Below are 19,359 nucleotides of genomic sequence, written 5' to 3'. Positions count from 1 at the left end.
GCGGCGGCCAGGAGCCGCCGCTCGTTATCCCAATGCGATGTCAGGATGCGTTTCGGTAGAGCGGCCGATCAGCCCTCGCCTTGTTCCCTCGCATCCGAGGTGCCATGCGCCAACGCCAACTCAACTAAAGCTCGCGTCCGGCCTGCCTGAACTCGCCCGGCGACATTCCGAATTCACGCCGGAACATGCGGTTGAAGTTGGCCTGGTCCAGAAAGCCCGAGCGAAATGCGATCGATCCGATCGTTGACGTGCGATCATCGAGCAGAAGCCTGCGAGCATGGTGCAATCTTGCGCTCCAGATTGCCGCGGCCACGCCTGTCGGCTCGTGCTCGAAAGCTCGGTAGAGCGTGGCACGCGAACAGCCCAGAGACGTCGCCAGAAGCTCGACGGAGAATTCCGGATCGGTGCAGTGCCGGGCGATCAGCTGGGATGCTGCCGCCAGCAGCGTCGACTGATCGCCCGCCATATCTCCAGGGCCGGCACCAGCCAGTGCGAGGCGAGCGAACTGGATGGCGATATCGACCGCAGCACTCTGCTCATGCTGCGACAGAGCCATCGCCTCCTGCGCGAGCGTGCGCAGATGCGACGATAGCAGCCTGACGGCGCCGGCCGCGGCCAAGCGTCCGACATTCACGGCCCGGGCGTCACGGGGGAACATCACGCCAAGCTCGCGGTGCTTCAACCAATGCGCGCGGACCGGGCGGGAGAAATCCGTCACGTACACATCGCCCGGCAGCAGGCGCACACGCCGCTCCCCGAAGCTGACCTCGGACCGGCCATCGAGAACCAGCCCGACATAGATCTCGGCGCCACTATCGGCACGGCACCGCTGCTCGGTGCGCTGGACATGGATTCCGGTCGAGACATGGTCCCAGAACTCACCCGCACTGCCGGCGGCTCGCCGCAGGGTCGCCTGAAATGCCGACGCGTCCTCGTCGCGGCCTGCGATCTCCATGCGCTTCAGCACGGTCTGGGACCAGAAATCCAGCCGGTCACGCTGTGGAAGCCCGTCGGTGGAGATCTCCATCATGCCAGATCCGAACTCCGATAAGGGTCGCCGGCGCCTCTCCAAGCCTCGTTTCCCGGCCGAATCGCGCTCCGCATTGCGAGGCCGGAATAAGAGGCGACCGTTCGCGGGATGACAACCTTGCCGGCTTGAGAAGGCCGGACAAGTCCGGGCGAGACGCTACGCCTAACGATGCGTTGCACCGGCACTCTACGAGTTGAACGGAGCTTGCTGGAGAAAACCTTGCTGCCGGATCTGCCCTGCCTGCCGAGAGCGTTGCCGAAAGCGGCATCCGCCCGGCTAGCACGGCGTCTTGCCGCCGTCGCGGTGCTGGGCTCCGCGTTCGCTGTCGCGCCGGCCCCGACGCTTGCCCAATGGGAGCGAGGGGCCTCCTATGCCGGCGTCTGGTCCGTGCGTTTCACCGACTCCTTCGGCCACCGGCAAAGCTGCAGCATCGAATTGTCGGCGGCCGGCAGCATCATGGGGGCATATCGCGCAAACCCTCGCGGCTGCGGCTCCGCCCTGGTCAGCGTGTCGCGCTGGCAGCCGCGGCGGAGCGGCATCTCGCTGGACGATGTCTCCGGCCGGCCGCTGATCGCTCTCCGGGCCGGATGGGACGGGCTTTCGGGTACAGATGAGGCCGGCAGGCCGATCCGGCTGGCCGCGGCCAGCGCGCAGCGCGGCAACGCACTCGGGCCGTCCTTCGATGAGCGCGCTTCGCCGTCATCGCGATGTTCGGTCTATTACGGGCGGTCCGAGCGTTGCGCCGAAGCGCGGGACGTTGCAGCGCCAAGGCTTGCGCCCGGTCAGTCCACGACGGTCAGGATCGTCTACCCCGCCAATCTGCGCCAGTTCCCCTCGCTCGGAGCGCAGTCCCTGGCGCTCATCCCCATGAACACCTGCGTCACCGCCGATTCCTGCACGCGGCAGGAAGACGGAGCCGAATGGTGCCGCATGAATTATGCCGGCCGCACAGGCTATGTCGTGAAGCTCTTCGCGCGCGATGGGCGGCGCCGGATCCTCTACTCGAACCAGTGCGGGCCCTGATGAGACCCGCAGCATGAGCAAGAGCGCAACGGGCAGGCAACGCTACACGGCCTCGGTCGCGCTGCGCTGCATCGCGCTGACGATCGCCGGGCCTTTGGCGCTGGCGCCGCGCGCCGCCCATGCCCAGTTCTTCGATGTGCCCGGCCCCGGCGAGATCGATGAGCGGTTTCGCCCCGGAGGCAGGCAGATCGTTTCCGGAGACCTCACCTCGGCGCAGAACAAGCCGGCATTGAGCATGAGTTCCGTCGGCGGCAGCGATATCGGCCGCTATGGCGATGGCAGCCGCAGCGAGAGCATGCTGCTCACATTCCGATCGGGCACGCTTTCGCTGTCCGGAGATGGCGGCCTCGGCATCTTGGTCGAAACCAGGGGCGGCAATGGCCGCAGCATTCCGCGCGGCAAGCGCGAGCCCGGCGGTTCCGGCGGCCGCGGCGGCGACATCGATATCCTGCTCGAGCCAGCCGCGACGATCCGGACATCGGGGCGATCCGCCCATGGCGTGCAGGCCATCAGCACGGGTGGCGACGGCGGCAATGGCGGCGATGGCCGCGTGCTCGGCCCGACCGGCAAGCCCGGCGGGGACGGCGGCGCGGCCGGGCACATCGCGATCACCAACCGCGGTACGATCCTGACATCCGGTGAGGGAGCCTTCGGCCTCTACGCCCGCAATGCCGGCGGACGTGGCGGAAATGGCGGCGACGACAAGGGCATCATCTATTCCCGAGGTGGCAAGGCCGGCGAGGCCGGCGGCCAGTTCGAGATCACACTGGAGAACAGCGGCTCCGTCGCCACCACGGGCGCGAACGGCATCGGCATCTTCGCCAAGAGCCTCGGCGGCGGTGGCGGCGATGGCGGCGACGCCAAGGGCGGCTTCGTGTCGATCGGCGGTCGCGGAGGCAATTCGGGCGATGGCGGCGACATCGTCGTCACCAATGGCGGCCAGGTCTCGACCGCCGGTCGTCTCGCAGCCGGGCTTTCGCTCGAGACGACGGGCGGAGGCGGTGGCACCGGCGGCTCCGCCCTGGCCGTGACGCCGGGGCTGTTCAATGTCGCGATCGGCGGCGACGCCGGAAGCAGCGGCGATGGCGGCCGGATCAGCGCGGTCAACAGCGGCACGATCATCACGCGAGGCGAGCAGTCGCCGGCAATCAAGGTCGCCAGCACCGGCGGCGGCGGCGGGACGGCCGGCACCGCCAACGTGATCGGCAGCATCAATCTCTTCTCGCTCGGCCTCGGCGGGAATGCGGGCGATGGTGGCCGGGGCGGTGCGGTCGAGGTCACCAACAACGGCCGGCTGGAGACCCAGGCAGCGCAATCCGAGGGCGTGCTCGCGGTCAGCACCGGCGGCGGCGGCGGTCAGGGCGGAGCGGCGAACGTCCTCGGCATCCTCAGCCTGTTCAAACTGGGGATCGGCGGCGCCGGTGGGGCCGGCGGCGACGGTGGCGCAGTCACGGTCGCCAATGGCGGCCAGATTGTCACCAAGGGCGCGCAATCCGCGGCGATATCGGCCCTGAGCGTCGGCGGCGGCGGCGGGCAAGGCGGCGCTGCCGACATCATTTCAGTCTCCCCGGCGGCAAATATCTCGCTTGCGATCGGCGCGACCGGCGGAGCCGGCGGCAATGGCGGCACTGTCCATGTGCACAATGGCGACGCCGGAACGATCGTCACCGGAGCGGCCGGCTCCGTCGGCATCAAGGCGCAGAGCATCGGCCAGGGCGGCGGCAACGGCGGCCTGGCGAGCAGCAGCGCGCTGACGATCGGCCTTGCGCCCTCTACCGTCCCGGTTCCCGCCGTCAACTTCAACATGGCCCTCGGCGGAAGCGGCGCGGCCGGCGGGCGCGGCGGGCCTGTCACCGTGGGCAATGCCGGCGCGGTCACCACGGCCGGAGCCTTCGCCGACGGCATCTTCGCGCAAAGCGCGGGCGGCGGTGGCGGCGAAGGCGGCTTTGCGCTGACGCGCAGCCTGACGATCGGGCCCGGCCACGCGATTTCGATCGCACCGACCATCGGCGGCAAGGGCGGCGCCGGAGGACGCGGCGGCGGCGTGCTCGTGGACAATAGCGGCCGGATCGAGACGACCGGCGACAGCGCCATGGGCGTCTTGGCCCAGAGCATCGGCGGCGGCGGCGGCAAGGGCGGCGGCGTCTTCACCAGCATGGGCGCGAGCTATTCCAGCATCGCCGAGCGCTGGATCAACCCGACGCAGGTGACGGCGCATTCGATTGCGCTGAGCGTCGCCGTCGGTGGCGAAGGTGGCATCGGCAACGCCGGCGACAATGTCATCGTCAAGAATGCGGGTACGATCTCGACCGCCGGCGCGAACGCCTTCGGCATCGCCGCGCAGAGCATTGGCGGCGGCGGCGGCATGGGTGGCAACAGCCAGACGTTGACCGGCGGCAGCGCCACCGTCACCGCCAATGTCACGGTCGGCGGCAAGGGCGGCGCGGGCAACCATGGCGGCAAGGTCGATGTCAGCAATGCCGGCTCGATCTCGACCAAGGGCTCGGGATCGGCCGCGATCTTCGCGCAGAGCGTCGGCGGCGGCGGCGGCCATGGCGGCAGCGCGAGCACGCTGTCGCACGAGGTCTATGAAGCGGCCTTCGCGGCTGGGGGCAACGTCAATGGCATCGCCTCGCTTTGGCAGGCACTGCGCCAGGCCAAGGGGGATCCCGACTTCCTGAAGTCGTGGGGACAGAAGAAGTGGGACATCTCCGCTTCGGTCAGCACCGGGATAGCCCTGGGCGGCAACGGCCTGGGCGGCGGTGATGGTGGCGACGTCAAGGTCGAGAGCACGAAATCCCTGCAGACCGAGGGCGAGCGCTCGCCCGGCATCTTCGCGCAGAGCGTCGGCGGTGGCGGCGGCAATGCCGGCGCCGTCAAGAACGACGAGGAGGAGAACAAGGCGGCCAACATTGTCGGGTTGCTCGCCAAGGTCGGGGAACTGGGGCTCAGCGCGAAGGCCTTCAGCGCATTCAAGGCGCTGGATCTGAGCTTCTCCACCAACATCAATGTCGGCGGCCAGGGCGGCAGCGGCGGCTCCGGCGGCGCCGTCGCCGTCAGCAATCGCGGTGCGATCAGCACGAGATCGGCGGAGTCGCCGGGCATCCTGGCGCAGAGCATCGGCGGTGGCGGCGGCAATGGCGGTCAGATCGGCCAGGAAGCAGAGGCCCCTGCCGCATTCAGCCTGCCTTCGGTCCTCAACCTGCTGCCGCTCTCGCCCAGCGGCAATGTCACGATCGGCGTCGGCGGCAAGGGCGGCGCCAATGGCAGCGGCAGCGTGGTCGTCGTTTCCAACAGCGGCACGATCGCGACGGAGGGAGCAAGTTCAGAGGGCATCCTGGCGCAGAGCATCGGCGGCGGCGGCGGCAATGGCGGCAGCAGCAACAGCGCCGTCGGCTCGGCCAACCTCAACCTGGCGATCGATATCGGCGGCAGAGGTGGCGTTGTCGGCATGGGCAGCTTCGTCGCCGTCAATCACGAAGGCGGTGCGATCTCGACGTCCGGGACGAATTCCGCCGGGATCCTCGCGCAGAGCGTCGGCGGCGGCGGCGGTCGGAGCGCGGCCAGCACCATCGGCGGCGGGCTGGCCATCGAGCGTCTGACGCACAAATCGCAGGTGCAGGCCGGCACGACGGGCAGCGGCGGCGGCATCGGCGGTCCCGTGCAGGTCATCGTCAAAGGCATGGTCACGACCAAAGGCGAGCAGTCGGCCGGCATCGTCGCGCAGAGCATCGGCGGCGGCGGCGGCCTCGTGACCCTTCAGGTCGTGCTGGACGAGAAAACGCTGCGCCCCGAACTCCCGGCTCCGACCCGGACGACCGATACCACGCTCGTCCTGGGCGCTAACGGCGGCACCCAAGGGGATGGCGGCGAGGTCAGGGTCAACCTCGAGGGCACCTTGCAGACATCGGGCGTCAACGCCTTCGGCGTGCTGGCGCAGGGCATCGGCGGCGGCGGCGGCTTCGTCGCGGCGCCGGCGAGCGAAGTGGAGAACGGGCCCCTGAGAGTGACATTGGGGGCGAGCGACGGAGCGACGGGCCACGGCGGTGTCGTCAACGTCCAGGTCGGCACGATCGCGACCATCGGCCGGAACGCCCATGGCGTCGTAGCCCAGAGCATCGGCGCCGGCGGCGGCGTCGCTGGTTTGACGACGAGCGCCGGCAAGGTGTCGCTCGACAGGGCCTCCAGAGGTGGCTTCGGCGATGCGCGCAGCGTCACCGTCGGGGTCGCCGGCAAGGTGAGCACGGCCGGCGACGGCGCCATCGGCATCCTCGCCCAGGCGATCGGCGGCGGTGGTGGCCTGACCGGCGATGCGGCCTCGGTTCGCTACGGATCCGGCCTCGTCAGGGACAGCGGTCTCGTCGGCGGCGCCGGCGAAGGCGGCAATATCGCGATCCATGTCAGTGGCGAGGTCGGCACGGCGGGTGCGAATGCGCCGGCCATCCTGGCGATGAGCCTCGGCAGCGGCGCCGTCTTCTCAGATCAGGGCATCATGCTGATGCGGCCCTGGGAGGCCGCAGGCAACAGCGGCAGGCTGATCGACATTTCCGTCGGCGACAATGGCAAGGTGTCGGCCACCGGGGCGGGTTCACCGGGCATCTATGCGGTCAGCATGGGCAATTCCGGCGCAGGCGCAGGCGCAGGCGGCAGCCATCGCGGCGAGGACATCAGGATCAATATCGGTGCCCGCGCCAGCGTCAGTGGCGGGACGGGTGATCAGGCTGCGGGCATCGCGACCATCACCCCGGCTCTGACGGTGATCGGGAACGCCGGCACGATCTCCGCGCTCGGCGGCCTCGCCATCCAGACGGCAAATAGGGCCAGCATCGAGAACAGCGGTACGGTCGCGGGCAATGTCCTGCTCGGTGCGGGCAGCACGTTCGACAATCGGGAATCCGGCCGCCTGCACAGCGGCACGACCTTGCGCATGGCGACGCTGAACAATGCCGGCATCCTCAATCCCGGCGGCGAAAATGCTCTCGGCGCAACGAGTTTCTCCTTCGTCCGGACCGCGCTGGACGGTTCTCTGCAGCAGAGCGCCACCGGCCGTTACGCGGTGGACCTCGACTACCATGACCGCAAGGGGGATTTTCTCTCGGCCAACGCCCCTTCGCGCTTCGACGGCAAGGTGACACCGCTTCCGCTGCGGGCGCTGCGCGACATTCCGTTGGAGATCGCGAGGTTCGCACAGCCCTTCTCGGGCTACGGCGCCGTTATCGACGACCGCTCGCCCGTGTTCCGCTACGACCTCAAGCAGGCAGGCCAGCAGAGCGTCACCATCGCCATGGGCGCGAAATTCGCTCCTGATGGCCTCGCCCTGGCGAAGGACCAGGCGGAGACGGCGAGTTATCTCCAACAGGTCTGGGACCGGCAAGGTCCCGACAGTCCGGCGGACGGTGTACGGGAGAACGCATCGCGCATCTTCGGGCATCTCAGCCGCGTGCAGAGCGTGGAAGCCTATCTCGGCGCGCTCAAGGAAATCAGCAACGATGCGACAGGCGCCCGCGGCGCCGCGATGGCCAACGAAGCGAGGGCCTTTGCCGAAAGACTTAACAGCTGTCCGGCTTTCGTCAGCGCCGATGCCAGCATGCGCGAGGTCGACTGCGTCTGGGGCCGTTCGATCGCGACGCGGATCGATCGCAGCGGGTCGGTCGACGACAGCGGCTATGGCACGAAGCAGCTGACCTTGCAGGTCGGCGGGCAGAAGCAGGTTTCCCCCGGCTGGTTCCTCGGCGGTTCGCTCGGCTACAGCGCAGCTCATACGACCACGAGCTACGGCGATGTCGATATCCGCTCCCAGGGCGTCATGGCCGGAGCGGTCCTGAAGCGCGAAACCGGCCCATGGCTGTTCTCGGCCTCGCTGCTCGCCGGCTATGACACTGCAGACCTGAAGCGCGATGTCCTGCTCGGCAGCTACTTTGCGCGTGGTTCGGCCACGTCCCACGCATTGCAGCTCGGCGGCAAGCTGCGCGCCTCCTATCAGTTCACCTTCGGCGACTGGTATCTGAAGCCGATGGCGGATCTCGATCTGCATTTCGTCAAGCAGTACGGCTATCGCGAGCACGGTTCGGGCATCTTCGACCTCGCTACGCTCGACCAAAGCCGGTTCGGCGCCATGGTCTCTCCTGCCATCGAGATCGGAAGTCGTTTCGAGTTCGTCGGCATGGTTTCGCGCGCCTATCTCAATGTCGGCGCGAGCTTCGCGAGCGGGGATGGCTGGCAGCAGAAGCAGCGCTTCGCCGCACTAGGGGCCGGCGACGGGCTTGCAAGCTTCGAGTCCGAGACGGGCATGCCGCGAATCTACGGCAATGCGAAGGCAGGCATCGACCTCGTGACGAAATCCGGTTGGGAACTGCGCGCGGAGTACGGCCTGCGCGCTGCCAACGGCTACCGCGAACACAACGCCGAGCTCCGCGCCGCTCTGCGCTTCTGAAGAAGAGGCGTGGCGTGCCCCGCCTTCGCTCGCAAAATTGCACCTGACGAGAAACTCGATCAGGCGCTCAAAGACACCCTCCCGGCAAGCGACCCTATTGCCGAGCAGGTACCGGTTACCGCGGGCTGCACAGAGGATCAAAAATGATCGAGGCGCCCCCCTATGGCCTGGCGAGTGCCGGACTAGAAGCCGACGTTGCTCAGGCTGAGATACCCGAGACATCGGCGGGTCCCATGGTCCATTTCGCGCGGCCTCCGAGCTCCCGTCCTATTGCTCGCACCTTCTCGCCAGAACCAGTATTGACTTAAGAATAAAGCCGACAAGGACCTCGTTGACCTAGAGGACCTCCCTTCACTTTCATGCATTCGGCAACAGCGATCAGCGAGAAACGATATTGCGCAGGATTGGTCGCTCGCATAATAATTGATCCGCCGAACAACGATTTCGGCCCAGGTCCAGCTGATTGCGGGCCTTTCTTTCAAGGGGGACGCTCACTAACTCGGAGGAAGCATCGATGACTCGACGTGTTCGCTTCGTGTTGCCCTATGCCCTACTGGCCTCTGTTGCCCTGCCTGGAATGGCAACAGCCCAAAGCGGCGGAACTCCCGGGCTCACCAGTACTACCGTGATGTCCGGCCGCGACCTGACCTGGGACATGGCCTTCCTGCCCGACGGCACGATGTTCTTCACAGAGAAGTGCAGCGGTCTCTCGGTCCGGCTACCATCCGGCAAGATCAACGCCTTGCTCGGCATCAAGGATTCCAAAAACTACCCTGACACCGCATCCGATCTCTTCTGCGGTGGTCAGGCTGGAATGTACGGTGTCGCGATCGACCCGGAATTCGCCACCAACCGCTTCATCTACGTGGCCTCGGCTTCGAACATGACCGCGCCGGGAACCAATCGGGTGCTGCGGCTGACGGTCAATCCCGATCTGACCAAGGTCTCGAACCGGCAGGATATCGTCACCGACATCGCCTACAAGCCCTTGCCCAGCAACCATCCCTTCGGCGATCCTGGCGCGCATAATGGCGGGCGCCTGCGCTTCGGCCCCGGGGACGGCTTTCTCTATGTGACGACGGGCGACACCCATAATGGCGAGGTGCCGCAAAGCCCGACCCGCATGGGTGGCAAGGTCCTGCGCATCGACCGGGACGGCAAGGCCGCACCCGGCAACAATGCACCGCAGGGCTTCGATCCACGGATATTCACCTATGGACATCGCAACCCGCAGGGCATCTGCTTCCGCCCGGGCACCAACCAGCCCTACACGGCGGAGAACGGCCCCTGGCACAGCGACGAGGTGACGGCACTCACCGCCGGCGGCAATGCCGGCTGGGATCCGCGCCCCAATATGGCGGGGCGCGCCGACTGTCCCGACAACTACTGCGGCTACTCGCCGAACCAGATGGGCGCGGTGGATCCGAAGGATCGCTCGGCGTTCATGCCGATGACCGACACCAAGACCTACCCCAACGCGATGAAGCCGGCCTGGAACAACGAACTGCTCTCGCAGGGCATGTCGTCATGCGTGTTCCTGAACGGCCCGCAGTGGAAGGACTGGAACGGCCGGATGGTGGTGACCTTCATGGGCATCGGCATCCACGGAACGCCGGTCGGCAACCGGCTCGACGTGCTCGACATCACGCCCGACGGCTCGTCCGCCAAGCGCACCACGATCTCCCTGCCGATGCCGGCCGGGCGATTCCGCTCGGTCGTGCAGGCGCCTGACGGCAGCATGTACGTGGCGACCGATCAGGGCGACGTCTACCAGCTCAAGCCCAACTGAGCGCGAACAGCAGCCGCGCCCGCCGATCAGGCGGCGCGGCTGGCCTGTCCTCTGCTGAGATGCCGCCCCTGCGATCCCGCCCGATCCGGATCGCGCATGAGGGAATTCTGCCCATGCCTGACTTTCGCCAATGCGCGACAGCCTTCTTCGTCGCGCTTCTGACCTCGTCGAGCGCCGTCGCGAGCCCGGAACTCGCCAGGAGCAAGAACTGCGTGGCCTGCCACCACCTCGAACGCAAGATGATCGGTCCGGCCTTCAAGGCGGTCGCCGAGCGCTACGGCAAGGACGAAGCCGCGATCAAGACGTTGAGCGAGAAGGTCGTGAAAGGCGGTGGCGGCGTTTGGGGACAAACGCCGATGCCCCCGCAACCGGCCGTTTCGCCGGAAGACGCCGAAATTCTCGTGAAGTGGATTCTCTCCCAGTAGCGAGACTTGAGTGTCGGCCCCGCGAGGAGCTGACGCGGGCCGATGTTGAAGGACGGCTCGTCCTTCGTCGACGCAGCGAGATGACGCCGCCCGGCCGTCGGCCTCGTTTGCAACACGCTGGAGCCGGGTGTAACCTTCGCCTGCTTTCCCGAGCGAAAGCTGGCGACGATCTGGAGATACCGATCATGCGCAAGTGGAAAAAGCCCACGATCATCGAAGTCACGGTCGGCTGCGAAGTGACGTCCTACGCTCCCGCCAAGCTCTGACGTTTCGGTTCAGCGGCCCAAAGCTATTGTCCTAGGCGGGACGCAGAGGCGTCTTCTCGGGTTGGCGCCGAGCAATGAGTGTTGCGGCATGAGGACCGGCCTCCCCTCCGCGAAACAGCCGGGAGGCCGGTCATCGCGCTTTTGTGCGATGCGTTCCGCATCGTCGCCTGATCTGGTGCTTGACGAGTTCGCGCGAGCCGCCGCCCCATGAAAGCCGACGTCACGCATATCGATATCGCAACCCTTGTCCCGGCCTTGCCCCGTGGCGTTCGCTTGCGCTTCGACGAGAGCCGCCGGCAATGGTTCCTTCTCGGCCCTGAGCGTGTCTTCGAGCCCGACGAGATCGCGCTCGAGATCCTGAAACGCGTCGATGGTCAGCGCAGCGTTGAAGCCATAGCGCAGGAACTGGCGACGGCGTTCGAAGCGGACCGCGACGAGATCGCCGGCGACGTCATGGCGTTTCTGCGTGGCCTCGCCGATCAGAGGATGGTTGATCTGTGAGCGATGTCGAGACGCTCCCGCAAGCCGCGCCCGCCCGGCCGACATTGCCGCCGCCCATGGGCCTGCTGGCGGAGCTGACCCATCGCTGTTCCCTGCGCTGCCCCTATTGCTCCAACCCGCTCGAACTCGATCGGCGCTCGCAGGAACTCTCTACTGCCGAGTGGAAGCGGCTGATCGATGAAGCCGCCGCCCTCGGGGTGCTGCACATCTACTTTTCCGGCGGCGAGCCGATGCTGCGGCGCGATATCGCCGAGCTTGTCGCCCACGCGCGTGATGCCGGACTCTACACAAACATGATCACCTCCGGCGTCGGCTTTCAGCCGGCCGTGCTGGACGCAGTGGCCGAGGCCGGACTCGACCATATCCAGCTCTCGGTACAGGCGATCGACGCCAGGACCTGCGATCGTGTCGCCGGCTATGAGGGCGCTGCTGAGCGCAAGCGCATCGTCGCGGCCGCCATTGCCCGGCTCGGCCTGCGCCTCACCGTGAACGCCGTCATCCACCGCGAAAACGTGCACGAGATTCCCGCCTTTGTTGAGCTTGCCGAAGCCTGGGACGCAGCGCGGATCGAGATCGCCCATGTGCAGTATTACGGCTGGGGCCTGGTCAACCGCGCCAGGCTGATGCCGACGCGCCAGCAGGTCGAGACCGCGATGGTGCAGGTCGACGAGGCGCGGAGCCGCACGGTGGGGCGCCTCGTCATCGACAGCGTGCTGCCCGACTATTATGCCCGCTATCCGAAGGCCTGCATGGGCGGCTGGGGCGCACGGCTGATGAATGTCACGCCCTCGGGCCGCGCCCTGCCCTGCCATGCCGCGGAGACGATCGCGGGGCTCGCCTTCGACAATGTACGCGAGGCCAGCCTGTCGGAGATCTGGTATCGCGGCGCAGCGTTCAACGCCTTCCGCGGCACGGACTGGATGAAGGAGCCGTGCCGCAGCTGCGCACGCAAGGAGCAGGATTTCGGTGGCTGCCGCTGCCAGGCCATGGCCCTCGCTGGGGACGCGGCCGCGACCGACCCCGCCTGCTCGCTGTCGCCGCTGCACGAAAAGCTGGTTGCGCTGGCGGAAGCAGAGGCTGCCTCCGAGCGCAGCGACTTCATCTACCGCGGCTATCAGGGCGTTTGACGAAGGCAGCGTTCTGAGCCGGAGTAACCTGGCTCTTCTGAAACGCCGTCAAGGCACCGGCACGAAAGCGCCGGGCGGAACATGGCCGGGCGCGACATAGGCGTGATGCAGTGCATCCAGCATCGCCCAGAGCACGTCGCATTTGAACTCCAGCGCCGCGATCACCGCCTGCTGCTCGGCGGGCGTGCGGGCATGGACCGTCACATAGCCGAGGGCGGTCTCGACATCGCGCCGCGCCTGCTCCGGACGGGCGGTGAAATAGCTCAGGCTCTCGGGGCTGACGAAGTCGTAATGCGCCAGCATGCCTTCGACGCGGTTGCGGATGATCTTTGGCGAGAACAGCTCGGTCAGCGAGGAAGCGACCGCCTCCAGCAGAGGCCGCTCGCGCACGAAATTGACATAGGCCTCGACCGCGAAACGAGTCGCAGGCAGCACGCCGCGATGGGCCTGCACATCCGCTCGCGCCAGCCCCAGACTTTCGCAGAGCCGCAGCCAGCGCTCGATCCCACCTTCGCCATCATGGTCGCCGTCATGGTCGACGAGGCGCTGACGCCAGGCCCGGCGGAGCGCGGGATCATTGGCCCGGGCGATCAGATAGGCGTCCTTCACCGGGATATGGGCCTGATAGGTGAAGCGGTTGAGCGCCCAGGCCTGGACCTCGCCCTTGCTGCACTGGCCGGAGTGGAGCCGCGCATGGAAGGGGTGCTTGTCGTGATAGCGCGCCTCGCCGACCTCGCGCAGGCGCCGTTCCAGTTCCTCGGGCGATAGCAAAGCGCTCACAGCTCGATCTCCATGCCGTCATGGGCCACCGCGACACCAGCCGCTTCGATCATCAGACGTTCCGGCGATCCCGCGATCAACGCCGGATTGGTGTTGTTGAGATGGATGTAGACTTTTCGCGCGACCGGGAGCCCTGAAAGCCAGGCCAACGAGCCATCGTCGCCGGCGATCGGCATATGCCCCATGCGGCGGCCGGTCTTTTGGCCGACGCCAGCCCGGATCATCTCGTCGTCGGTGAACAAGGTACCGTCGAAGAAAAGCAGATCCGCGCCGTCCACCCTGGTACGCAGATCGTCGGACAGGGCGGCGCAACCCGGTATGTAGACGATCGATCGCCCGCCACCGCTGATCCTGACGCCCGCCGTTTCCCCGGCCTCGGATTCGAGCTTTGGATCCTGGTCCTCAAGGTAGAGCGGAGCCTTGCCGGGAACCGGGAACAGCTCCGCCGCGAGGCCGCCGGCCAACATGATTGGCGCCGAGGCGCTTGCGGCCACGCGGCGTGCCGGCACCGCGGCGAAGATCGGATTGGCGGCGATCGCATCGAGAACCGGCGGCAACGCGACCAGATCGAACGCATGTCGCTCGCGCAGGCTGAGCAGCCCCGTGACATGGTCGATCTCGGCGCTGCTCAGGATAACCGCGCCGATCGGCGAATGCCGCTCCTCGCGCGGCCACAGGGCCGGCGTCGCGCGGATCTGGCTGCCGAGATCGGGGGACGCGTTCAGCAGGGTCCAGTTCGCGCCATCGAGGCTCACCGCGAGGCTCGCCTGCGTTCGCCAGGGGGCGCGGGGATCCCCGTTCCAGGCCATCGCACAGACACGGCACCCGCAATTCCATTGCGGGAAACCGCCGCCGGCCGCGGCGCCGAGCACGATGGCCTTCACCGGTGCGCCTCGGATCGCCGCTTTCCTGCAAGCTCATCGGGCGTACGCACCGGCCTCCGGCCCCTCGCCCCGCATTCGCCCCAGGACATCTCCGGCTCCTTCGATCGTTCGAAGTGTCGATGAACGCGGGCATGCCGTTCGCGCCGCCAGCGTTAGCCTAGGCGCTGTGTGCCCTCTGCTTCAACACCCACGCCATTGCACGGCGTTACCGCATCAGATGCTTGATGCCGCCGACCGCCTCGTTGACGCCCAGGCCAACCTCTTTGGTGATGCCGCTGAACGCGCCGACGACGGCTCCGACGACGGTGCCCGCGCTGGCGACGCCAATCGTCCCCTTGGTGAGAGCGCTGCCCTTAGCGGAACTGTCGGAGACGGACCGACCTATCCTTCTCAGGCCGTCCAACACATTGTAGCCGCCGTTCACGTCTTCCAACCTCTCGTCGTTCAGCGGAATGTTGTTTCGTTCCGTGCTCATTAACCTGCTCCTGCTCGGGCAAGGCCCGTCGTTGAGCAAGCTGTAGCCTCGCCGGCTTACAGGACGCTTACAGGGGTGCCGTGCCGCCCTGAGCAGCCCCCTCGCCCGGCCCGCGTGGCGGTTGTTCAGTACCGGGCCGAACCGGATCGGCTCGCCAGAGCTTCCCGGCCGGTTAGATGAATCATCTTCATCAAAGCGCACATTCTGCAAATTTGTCTTTCGCGGCGCGTCGGATACCCTGCCAGACATGCGCCGCTATCCGCGTCGGTCTGGGAGCTCGGGATAAGCCATGCGGTCGCAGCTCTATGCCCGTCTGAAGCTGCGGCAGATCGAGATCATCATCGCCGTGGCCGAGCAGGGCAGCTTTCTCGCCGCAGCCCACACGCTCAGCATCACGCAACCGGCCGTGTCGAAGGCGGTGCAGGATGTCGAGCAGGTCATCGGCCACCAGATCTTCGACAGGACGGCGCGCGGGGTGATGATCACCCCTTTCGGCTGCGCCGTCGTCGAACGGGGCCGGGCGATGCTGTCGCTGGTCGAGCGCCTCGCCGATGATGTCGGCCTGATCGAGCAGGGCCGCGCCGGTACGCTGGTGATCGGCGCCCTGCCGACCGCCGCGACGAGCGTGCTGCCGCCGACCCTCGGCCGGCTGCGCGCCTCGAACCCCGAGCTCAACATCCGGCTGGTGCAGGGCCGGACGGCCGAGCTGATGCCCCAGCTCGAAAGCGGCAAGCTCGACCTGATCGTCGGCCGGCTCTACGAGCTCGAGACGCCCCACGACGTCCACCGCGAGACGATCTATCACGAGCCGATCTCGGTGCTGGCGCGGGCCGGTCACCCGCTGCTGCAAGGCTCGGAAGCCGCGACGGCGAGCCTCGCCGATTGCGGATTGGTGCTGCCCTCGCTCGAACAGCGGCTCGGCCAGGAGATCGATTCAGTCATCGCCTATTCCGGCCTCGACATGCCCGGCGCGCCGCTGCGCTCGAGCTCGATCTCGTTCATCCGCGAGCTGATCCTGTCGAGCAACTACGTCACCGTGCTGCCGCGGCTGATGCTCGCGGGCGATCTCGGGCGCGGGGCGGTGCAGATCCTTCCGGTCGCGATGGCCTCGAGCAGCCGGCCGGCCGGGATCATCACCCTCCGGAACCGCCGTCGCCCGGCCGCCGTCGCGGCGCTGGTCGCGGCATTGCGCGAGCATCTGCGCGAGTTGCGGGCGACCGGCCTGCTCGACGATGACGGGGCCGCGCCGTCCGTCAGCGCAGCCTGATATTCCCCGCGCTTATAGCTTTTCGCCAGGCCGCGCCGAAGACTTCGCGCCGCCCCCGCCGCTAGCCTGCCGCCATCGATCCCAGGGCGAGCCGGCATGCTGCAAGAGACCTCACGCGAAACACTCTCCGAGCGGAGCCTGGACCTGCTCTTCCGCGAGGCCCGCACCCATCACGCCTGGCTGCCCCGCCCCGTCACGGAGGCACAGCTGCGCGAGCTGCATGCGCTCTCCCGCATGGCGCCGACCAGCAACAATATCAGTCCGCAGCGCATCGTCTTCGTCGTCTCGCCCGAGGCCAAGCAGCGGCTGCGCCGTGGCCTGAAGCCCGGCAATGTCGACAAGACCATGGCGGCGCCGGTCACCGCCATCCTCGGCATCGACAGCCGCTTCTTCGACCATCTCGAACTCCTGGCCCCGCATGCCGTCGACCGCCGGGCCGGCTATCTCGCCGACCCCGATCTCGCGACGCGTGCGGCCTTCCGTAATGCAACCCTCCAGGGTGCCTATCTGCTGATGGCGGCGCGTGCGCTCGGCCTCGATTGCGGGCCGATGTCGGGCTTCCTGCACGATATCGTCGACGAGGAGTTCTTCCCAGGCGGACAGGTCAAGTCGAACTTCCTGATCAATATCGGCTACGGCGACCCGTCCGGCGTGAGGCCGCGGGCCGCCCGCTTCGCCTTCGACGACGTCTGCCAGATCCTCTGACCAGCGCTTCGCCACTCGCCAGCGAAAGGACCGAGCCATGGGCCAACCCGTTCCCGATCGCGCCAATCGGCCGCGCCTGTGCTTCATCGGCTTCGGCGAGGCCGGCCAGGCCTTTGCCGGCGGCCTGATCGAGGCCGGCCTTCACGACATCGCCGCCTACGACATTGCAAGCGAGGAGGCTCGGGTCCGCGAGCCCGCCGCAAGGCTCGGCGTTCGCCTGGCCCCCAGCCTCGCCGAGGCGCTCTCCGGCGCGGATTTCGTGTTCTCGGCGGTCACCGCCGCCTCCAGCATCGAAGCGGCGCGCGCGGCTGCGGCGCATCTCGCGGACGGACAGGTCTTCGTCGATGTGAATTCCGTCTCGCCGGGTCGTAAACGCGAGGCCGCCGCGCTCTTCGCTCGCCCCGGCGCCTATCTCGACCTGGCGATCATGGCGCCGGTCCATCCCAAGCGCCATGCCACGCCTTGCCTGGTCGCGGGCGAGGCCGGCGAGCGCTTCATCGCGATCTTCGGCGAGTTCGGGATGAGCCTCGCCAAGGCGAGCGACGAGATCGGCGCGGCGACCACCATCAAGATGGTCCGCAGCGTCATGGTGAAGGGGCTGGAAGCATTGAGTTACGAGTGCTTCATGGCTGCGCACAAGGCCGGCGTCGAGGAGACGATCCTCGCCTCGCTCGGGCGCAGCTATCCCGGTTTCGACTGGCCGGTGGCGGTTCCCTACAATGTCAGCCGCATGCTCCAGCATGGGGTCAGGCGGGCCGCCGAGATGCGCGAAGTGGCACTCACCTTGCGCGAGCTTGGCCTCGATCCGGCCGTGACCGAGGGCGTCGTCGTCCAGCAGGAGCGGCTCGGCAGGCTCGGGCTGCAGCTCGGCCCCGAAGGGGGGCTCGCGATGCTCGAAAAGGTCGAGGACGCGCTCGGCGCGACCGCTCCAAACGGCGGGTATTCTCAAAAGTTATAGATCGAACCCGAGACCGGGCGAAGACCTGCCCGCCGCGACCCGGTACCCAGGTCAGAACCAAGAATTTCGAGGTGCCCGTCGCATGGACGCAAGGTGCCCGCCGCGAACAGGGAGAGAGATGAGATGAGCCAGCCGATCGCCGCAGATCGCCGCGAGCCGCATGATCCGGCGAAGGGCGCGGCCCCCACCGACGTCCTGCCGCGGAACCGCCAGCTCTATTTCAACGGCGACTGGCACTCGGCCGGCGGCAAGATGCTCGAACTCTTCAACCCGGCGACCGGCGCCTCGCTCGGCGAGGTCGCGCAGGCCACGGCAGGCGATGTCGATGCGGCGGTCAAGGCCGCGAAGGCCGCCTACCGCGTCTGGCGCAATGTCGCGCCGGCGGAACGCGCCAAGATCCTGCGGCGGATCGCCGAGATCGTCAGGGCCAATGCCCGCGAACTCGCCCTGATCGACGCGATCGACGGCGGCAACCCGGTCCACGAAATGCTCGGCGACGTCGCCAATGCCGCCGCGCAGCTCGACTTCTTCGCCGGGCTCGTCACCGAGATGAAGGGCCAGTCGGTTCCGCTCGGCCGGGACTCGGTGAATTTCTCGGTGCGCGAGCCGCGCGGCGTGATCGGCCGCATCATCCCGTTCAACCACCCCTTCATGTTCTGCGCGGCCAAATCGGCAGCGCCCCTCGCCGCCGGCAACACCGTCATCGTCAAGCCGCCGGATCAGGCGCCGCTGAGCTCGCTGCGCTTCGCCGAGCTGATCGAGGGCTTGCTGCCGCCGGGCGTCTTCAACGTCCTGCCCGGCGGCCGCGATGCGGGGGCGGCGCTGGCCTCGCACCCCGATGTCGCGATGATCTCGCTGATCGGCAGCGTCCAGGCCGGCCGGGCCGTGATGAAGGCCGGCGCCGACACGATCAAGCCGGTGCTGCTCGAGCTCGGCGGCAAGAACGCGCTCGTCGCGCTCGCCGACGCCGATCCCGACGAGGTCGCGGCCGCCGTCGTTGCCGGCATGAACTTCATCTGGTGCGGCCAGTCCTGCGGCTCGACCAGCCGCGCCTTCCTGCATGAGTCCATTCACGACGCGGTGGTCGAGCGGATCGCCGAGCGCGTGAAGCATTTCCGGCCGGGCGACCCGTCCGACCCGGCGACCACCATGGGCGCGATCATCAGCCGGCAGCAGCTCGACAAGGTGATGGGTTTCATCGCCGACACCAAGGCGGAAGGCGCAAAGCTGCTCTGCGGCGGCGGGCGTCCGCAGGATCCTGCGCTGGCCAAGGGCAACTTCGTCGAGCCGACGGTGTTCACCGAGGTGACGCCGGCGATGCGCCTTGCCCGCGAGGAGGTCTTCGGACCGGTGCTCGCCGTGTTTCGCTGGAGCGACGAGGCGAGCATGCTCGAGACGGTCAACAGCGTCGAATACGGGCTGACCTGCTCGATCTGGACCAATGATGTGCGCGATGCCCACCGCCTCGCCGCCGAAGTCCAGGCCGGCTTCGTCTGGATCAACGAGGTCTCGCGGCATTTCCTCGGCACGCCCTTCGGCGGCTACAAGCAGTCCGGTCTCGGGCGCGAGGAATGCCTTGAGGAGCTGCTGAGCTACACGCAGGAAAAGCACATCCACGTGAACCTCAAGCGGCCCGCAAGAGCCTGATTTTCCATAAATTTTACAGACGAAGGCTCCGCAAGAGAGCTGCCAGACC

General features: G+C 67.4%; 15 protein-coding genes. 11 read left to right on the top strand and 4 right to left on the bottom strand.

The window, feature by feature from the left end; genetic code table 11:
• Nucleotides 1-124: 124 nt before the first annotated feature.
• Nucleotides 125-1,030, bottom strand: coding sequence for a helix-turn-helix domain-containing protein (locus RKE40_RS14735; RefSeq protein WP_316018985.1), 906 nt, complete (start codon nucleotides 1,028-1,030; stop codon nucleotides 125-127).
• Between the two features lie 168 nt (nucleotides 1,031-1,198).
• Here RKE40_RS14735 and RKE40_RS14730 point away from each other — a divergent pair, with 168 nt between their 5' ends.
• The 7 genes from RKE40_RS14730 to pqqE all read left to right on the top strand — a co-directional run bounded on the left by RKE40_RS14730 (nucleotide 1,199) and on the right by pqqE (nucleotide 12,594).
• Nucleotides 1,199-2,053 carry an AprI/Inh family metalloprotease inhibitor gene (locus tag RKE40_RS14730; RefSeq protein WP_316018984.1) on the top strand — a complete coding sequence of 285 codons (855 nt, stop codon included), beginning with the start codon at nucleotides 1,199-1,201 and terminating at the stop codon, nucleotides 2,051-2,053.
• Between the two features lie 13 nt (nucleotides 2,054-2,066).
• Nucleotides 2,067-8,486, top strand: a complete 6,420-nt coding sequence (locus RKE40_RS14725; protein WP_316018983.1) for a hypothetical protein — start codon at nucleotides 2,067-2,069, stop codon at nucleotides 8,484-8,486.
• A gap of 628 nt (nucleotides 8,487-9,114) precedes the next feature.
• The gene (locus tag RKE40_RS14720) at nucleotides 9,115-10,275 is read left to right on the top strand and encodes a PQQ-dependent sugar dehydrogenase (RefSeq protein WP_316018982.1); all 1,161 of its coding nucleotides are present in this window, start codon (nucleotides 9,115-9,117) and stop codon (nucleotides 10,273-10,275) included.
• Nucleotides 10,276-10,388: 113 nt separating this feature from the next.
• Nucleotides 10,389-10,700, top strand: coding sequence for a c-type cytochrome (locus RKE40_RS14715; protein WP_316018981.1), 312 nt, complete (start codon nucleotides 10,389-10,391; stop codon nucleotides 10,698-10,700).
• An 80-nt stretch (nucleotides 10,701-10,780) separates the two neighbouring features.
• Entirely contained in the window at nucleotides 10,781-10,966 is a 186-nt protein-coding gene (gene pqqA, locus RKE40_RS29760; protein WP_390893370.1) for a pyrroloquinoline quinone precursor peptide PqqA, read from the top strand.
• A gap of 207 nt (nucleotides 10,967-11,173) precedes the next feature.
• Nucleotides 11,174-11,467, top strand: coding sequence for a pyrroloquinoline quinone biosynthesis peptide chaperone PqqD (gene pqqD / locus RKE40_RS14710; RefSeq protein WP_316018980.1), 294 nt, complete (start codon nucleotides 11,174-11,176; stop codon nucleotides 11,465-11,467).
• Between the two features lie 56 nt (nucleotides 11,468-11,523).
• Entirely contained in the window at nucleotides 11,524-12,594 is a 1,071-nt protein-coding gene (gene pqqE / locus RKE40_RS14705) for a pyrroloquinoline quinone biosynthesis protein PqqE (RefSeq protein WP_390893373.1), read from the top strand.
• Between the two features lie 48 nt (nucleotides 12,595-12,642).
• Here the strand turns inward: pqqE and pqqC are convergent, their stop codons facing one another.
• The 3 genes from pqqC to RKE40_RS14690 all read right to left on the bottom strand — a co-directional run bounded on the left by pqqC (nucleotide 12,643) and on the right by RKE40_RS14690 (nucleotide 14,733).
• Complete coding sequence (gene pqqC, locus RKE40_RS14700) at nucleotides 12,643-13,374, bottom strand: pyrroloquinoline-quinone synthase PqqC (RefSeq protein WP_316018978.1); 732 nt, start codon at nucleotides 13,372-13,374, stop codon at nucleotides 12,643-12,645.
• Nucleotides 13,371-14,258: a pyrroloquinoline quinone biosynthesis protein PqqB gene (gene pqqB, locus RKE40_RS14695; RefSeq protein WP_316018977.1), complete on the bottom strand. Its 888-nt coding sequence runs from the start codon at nucleotides 14,256-14,258 to the stop codon at nucleotides 13,371-13,373. The genes pqqC and pqqB overlap by 4 nt, the downstream gene beginning before the upstream one ends.
• 205 nt (nucleotides 14,259-14,463) lie before the next feature.
• Complete coding sequence (locus RKE40_RS14690; protein WP_316018976.1) at nucleotides 14,464-14,733, bottom strand: hypothetical protein; 270 nt, start codon at nucleotides 14,731-14,733, stop codon at nucleotides 14,464-14,466.
• A 289-nt stretch (nucleotides 14,734-15,022) separates the two neighbouring features.
• On the opposite strand from RKE40_RS14690, the gene RKE40_RS14685 reads away from it, so the two are divergent.
• From RKE40_RS14685 to RKE40_RS14670, 4 genes are all read left to right on the top strand, one after another.
• Entirely contained in the window at nucleotides 15,023-16,000 is a 978-nt protein-coding gene (locus tag RKE40_RS14685) for a LysR substrate-binding domain-containing protein (protein WP_316018975.1), read from the top strand.
• 96 nt (nucleotides 16,001-16,096) lie between these two features.
• Nucleotides 16,097-16,705, top strand: coding sequence for a malonic semialdehyde reductase (locus RKE40_RS14680; protein WP_316018974.1), 609 nt, complete (start codon nucleotides 16,097-16,099; stop codon nucleotides 16,703-16,705).
• Between the two features lie 37 nt (nucleotides 16,706-16,742).
• Nucleotides 16,743-17,663, top strand: coding sequence for an NAD(P)-dependent oxidoreductase (locus tag RKE40_RS14675; protein ID WP_316018973.1), 921 nt, complete (start codon nucleotides 16,743-16,745; stop codon nucleotides 17,661-17,663).
• 123 nt (nucleotides 17,664-17,786) lie between these two features.
• Nucleotides 17,787-19,310, top strand: a complete 1,524-nt coding sequence (locus RKE40_RS14670) for an aldehyde dehydrogenase family protein (protein WP_316018972.1) — start codon at nucleotides 17,787-17,789, stop codon at nucleotides 19,308-19,310.
• Nucleotides 19,311-19,359: the final 49 nt, after the last annotated feature.

The organism is Allobosea rubneri, assembly GCF_032464875.1.
Taxonomy (GTDB): Bacteria; Pseudomonadota; Alphaproteobacteria; order Rhizobiales; family Beijerinckiaceae; genus Allobosea; species Allobosea rubneri.
This window is presented reverse-complemented; position numbering and strand designations above follow the sequence as displayed.

What these genes read in the sequence shown, in the direction of transcription:
- RKE40_RS14730 (WP_316018984.1), top strand. Translation starts at nt 1,199, where the DNA reads ATGCGTTGCACCGGCACTCTACGAGTTGAACGGAGCTTGCTGGAGAAA.
- pqqE (WP_390893373.1), top strand. Translation starts at nt 11,524, where the DNA reads ATGGGCCTGCTGGCGGAGCTGACCCATCGCTGTTCCCTGCGCTGCCCC.
- pqqD (WP_316018980.1), top strand. Translation starts at nt 11,174, where the DNA reads ATGAAAGCCGACGTCACGCATATCGATATCGCAACCCTTGTCCCGGCC.
- RKE40_RS14670 (WP_316018972.1), top strand. Translation starts at nt 17,787, where the DNA reads ATGAGCCAGCCGATCGCCGCAGATCGCCGCGAGCCGCATGATCCGGCG.
- RKE40_RS14685 (WP_316018975.1), top strand. Translation starts at nt 15,023, where the DNA reads ATGCGGTCGCAGCTCTATGCCCGTCTGAAGCTGCGGCAGATCGAGATC.
- RKE40_RS14725 (WP_316018983.1), top strand. Translation starts at nt 2,067, where the DNA reads ATGAGCAAGAGCGCAACGGGCAGGCAACGCTACACGGCCTCGGTCGCG.
- pqqA (WP_390893370.1), top strand. Translation starts at nt 10,781, where the DNA reads ATGACGCCGCCCGGCCGTCGGCCTCGTTTGCAACACGCTGGAGCCGGG.
- RKE40_RS14735 (WP_316018985.1), bottom strand. Translation starts at nt 1,030, where the DNA reads ATGATGGAGATCTCCACCGACGGGCTTCCACAGCGTGACCGGCTGGAT.
- RKE40_RS14675 (WP_316018973.1), top strand. Translation starts at nt 16,743, where the DNA reads ATGGGCCAACCCGTTCCCGATCGCGCCAATCGGCCGCGCCTGTGCTTC.
- RKE40_RS14715 (WP_316018981.1), top strand. Translation starts at nt 10,389, where the DNA reads ATGCCTGACTTTCGCCAATGCGCGACAGCCTTCTTCGTCGCGCTTCTG.
- RKE40_RS14690 (WP_316018976.1), bottom strand. Translation starts at nt 14,733, where the DNA reads ATGAGCACGGAACGAAACAACATTCCGCTGAACGACGAGAGGTTGGAA.
- RKE40_RS14720 (WP_316018982.1), top strand. Translation starts at nt 9,115, where the DNA reads ATGTCCGGCCGCGACCTGACCTGGGACATGGCCTTCCTGCCCGACGGC.
- RKE40_RS14680 (WP_316018974.1), top strand. Translation starts at nt 16,097, where the DNA reads ATGCTGCAAGAGACCTCACGCGAAACACTCTCCGAGCGGAGCCTGGAC.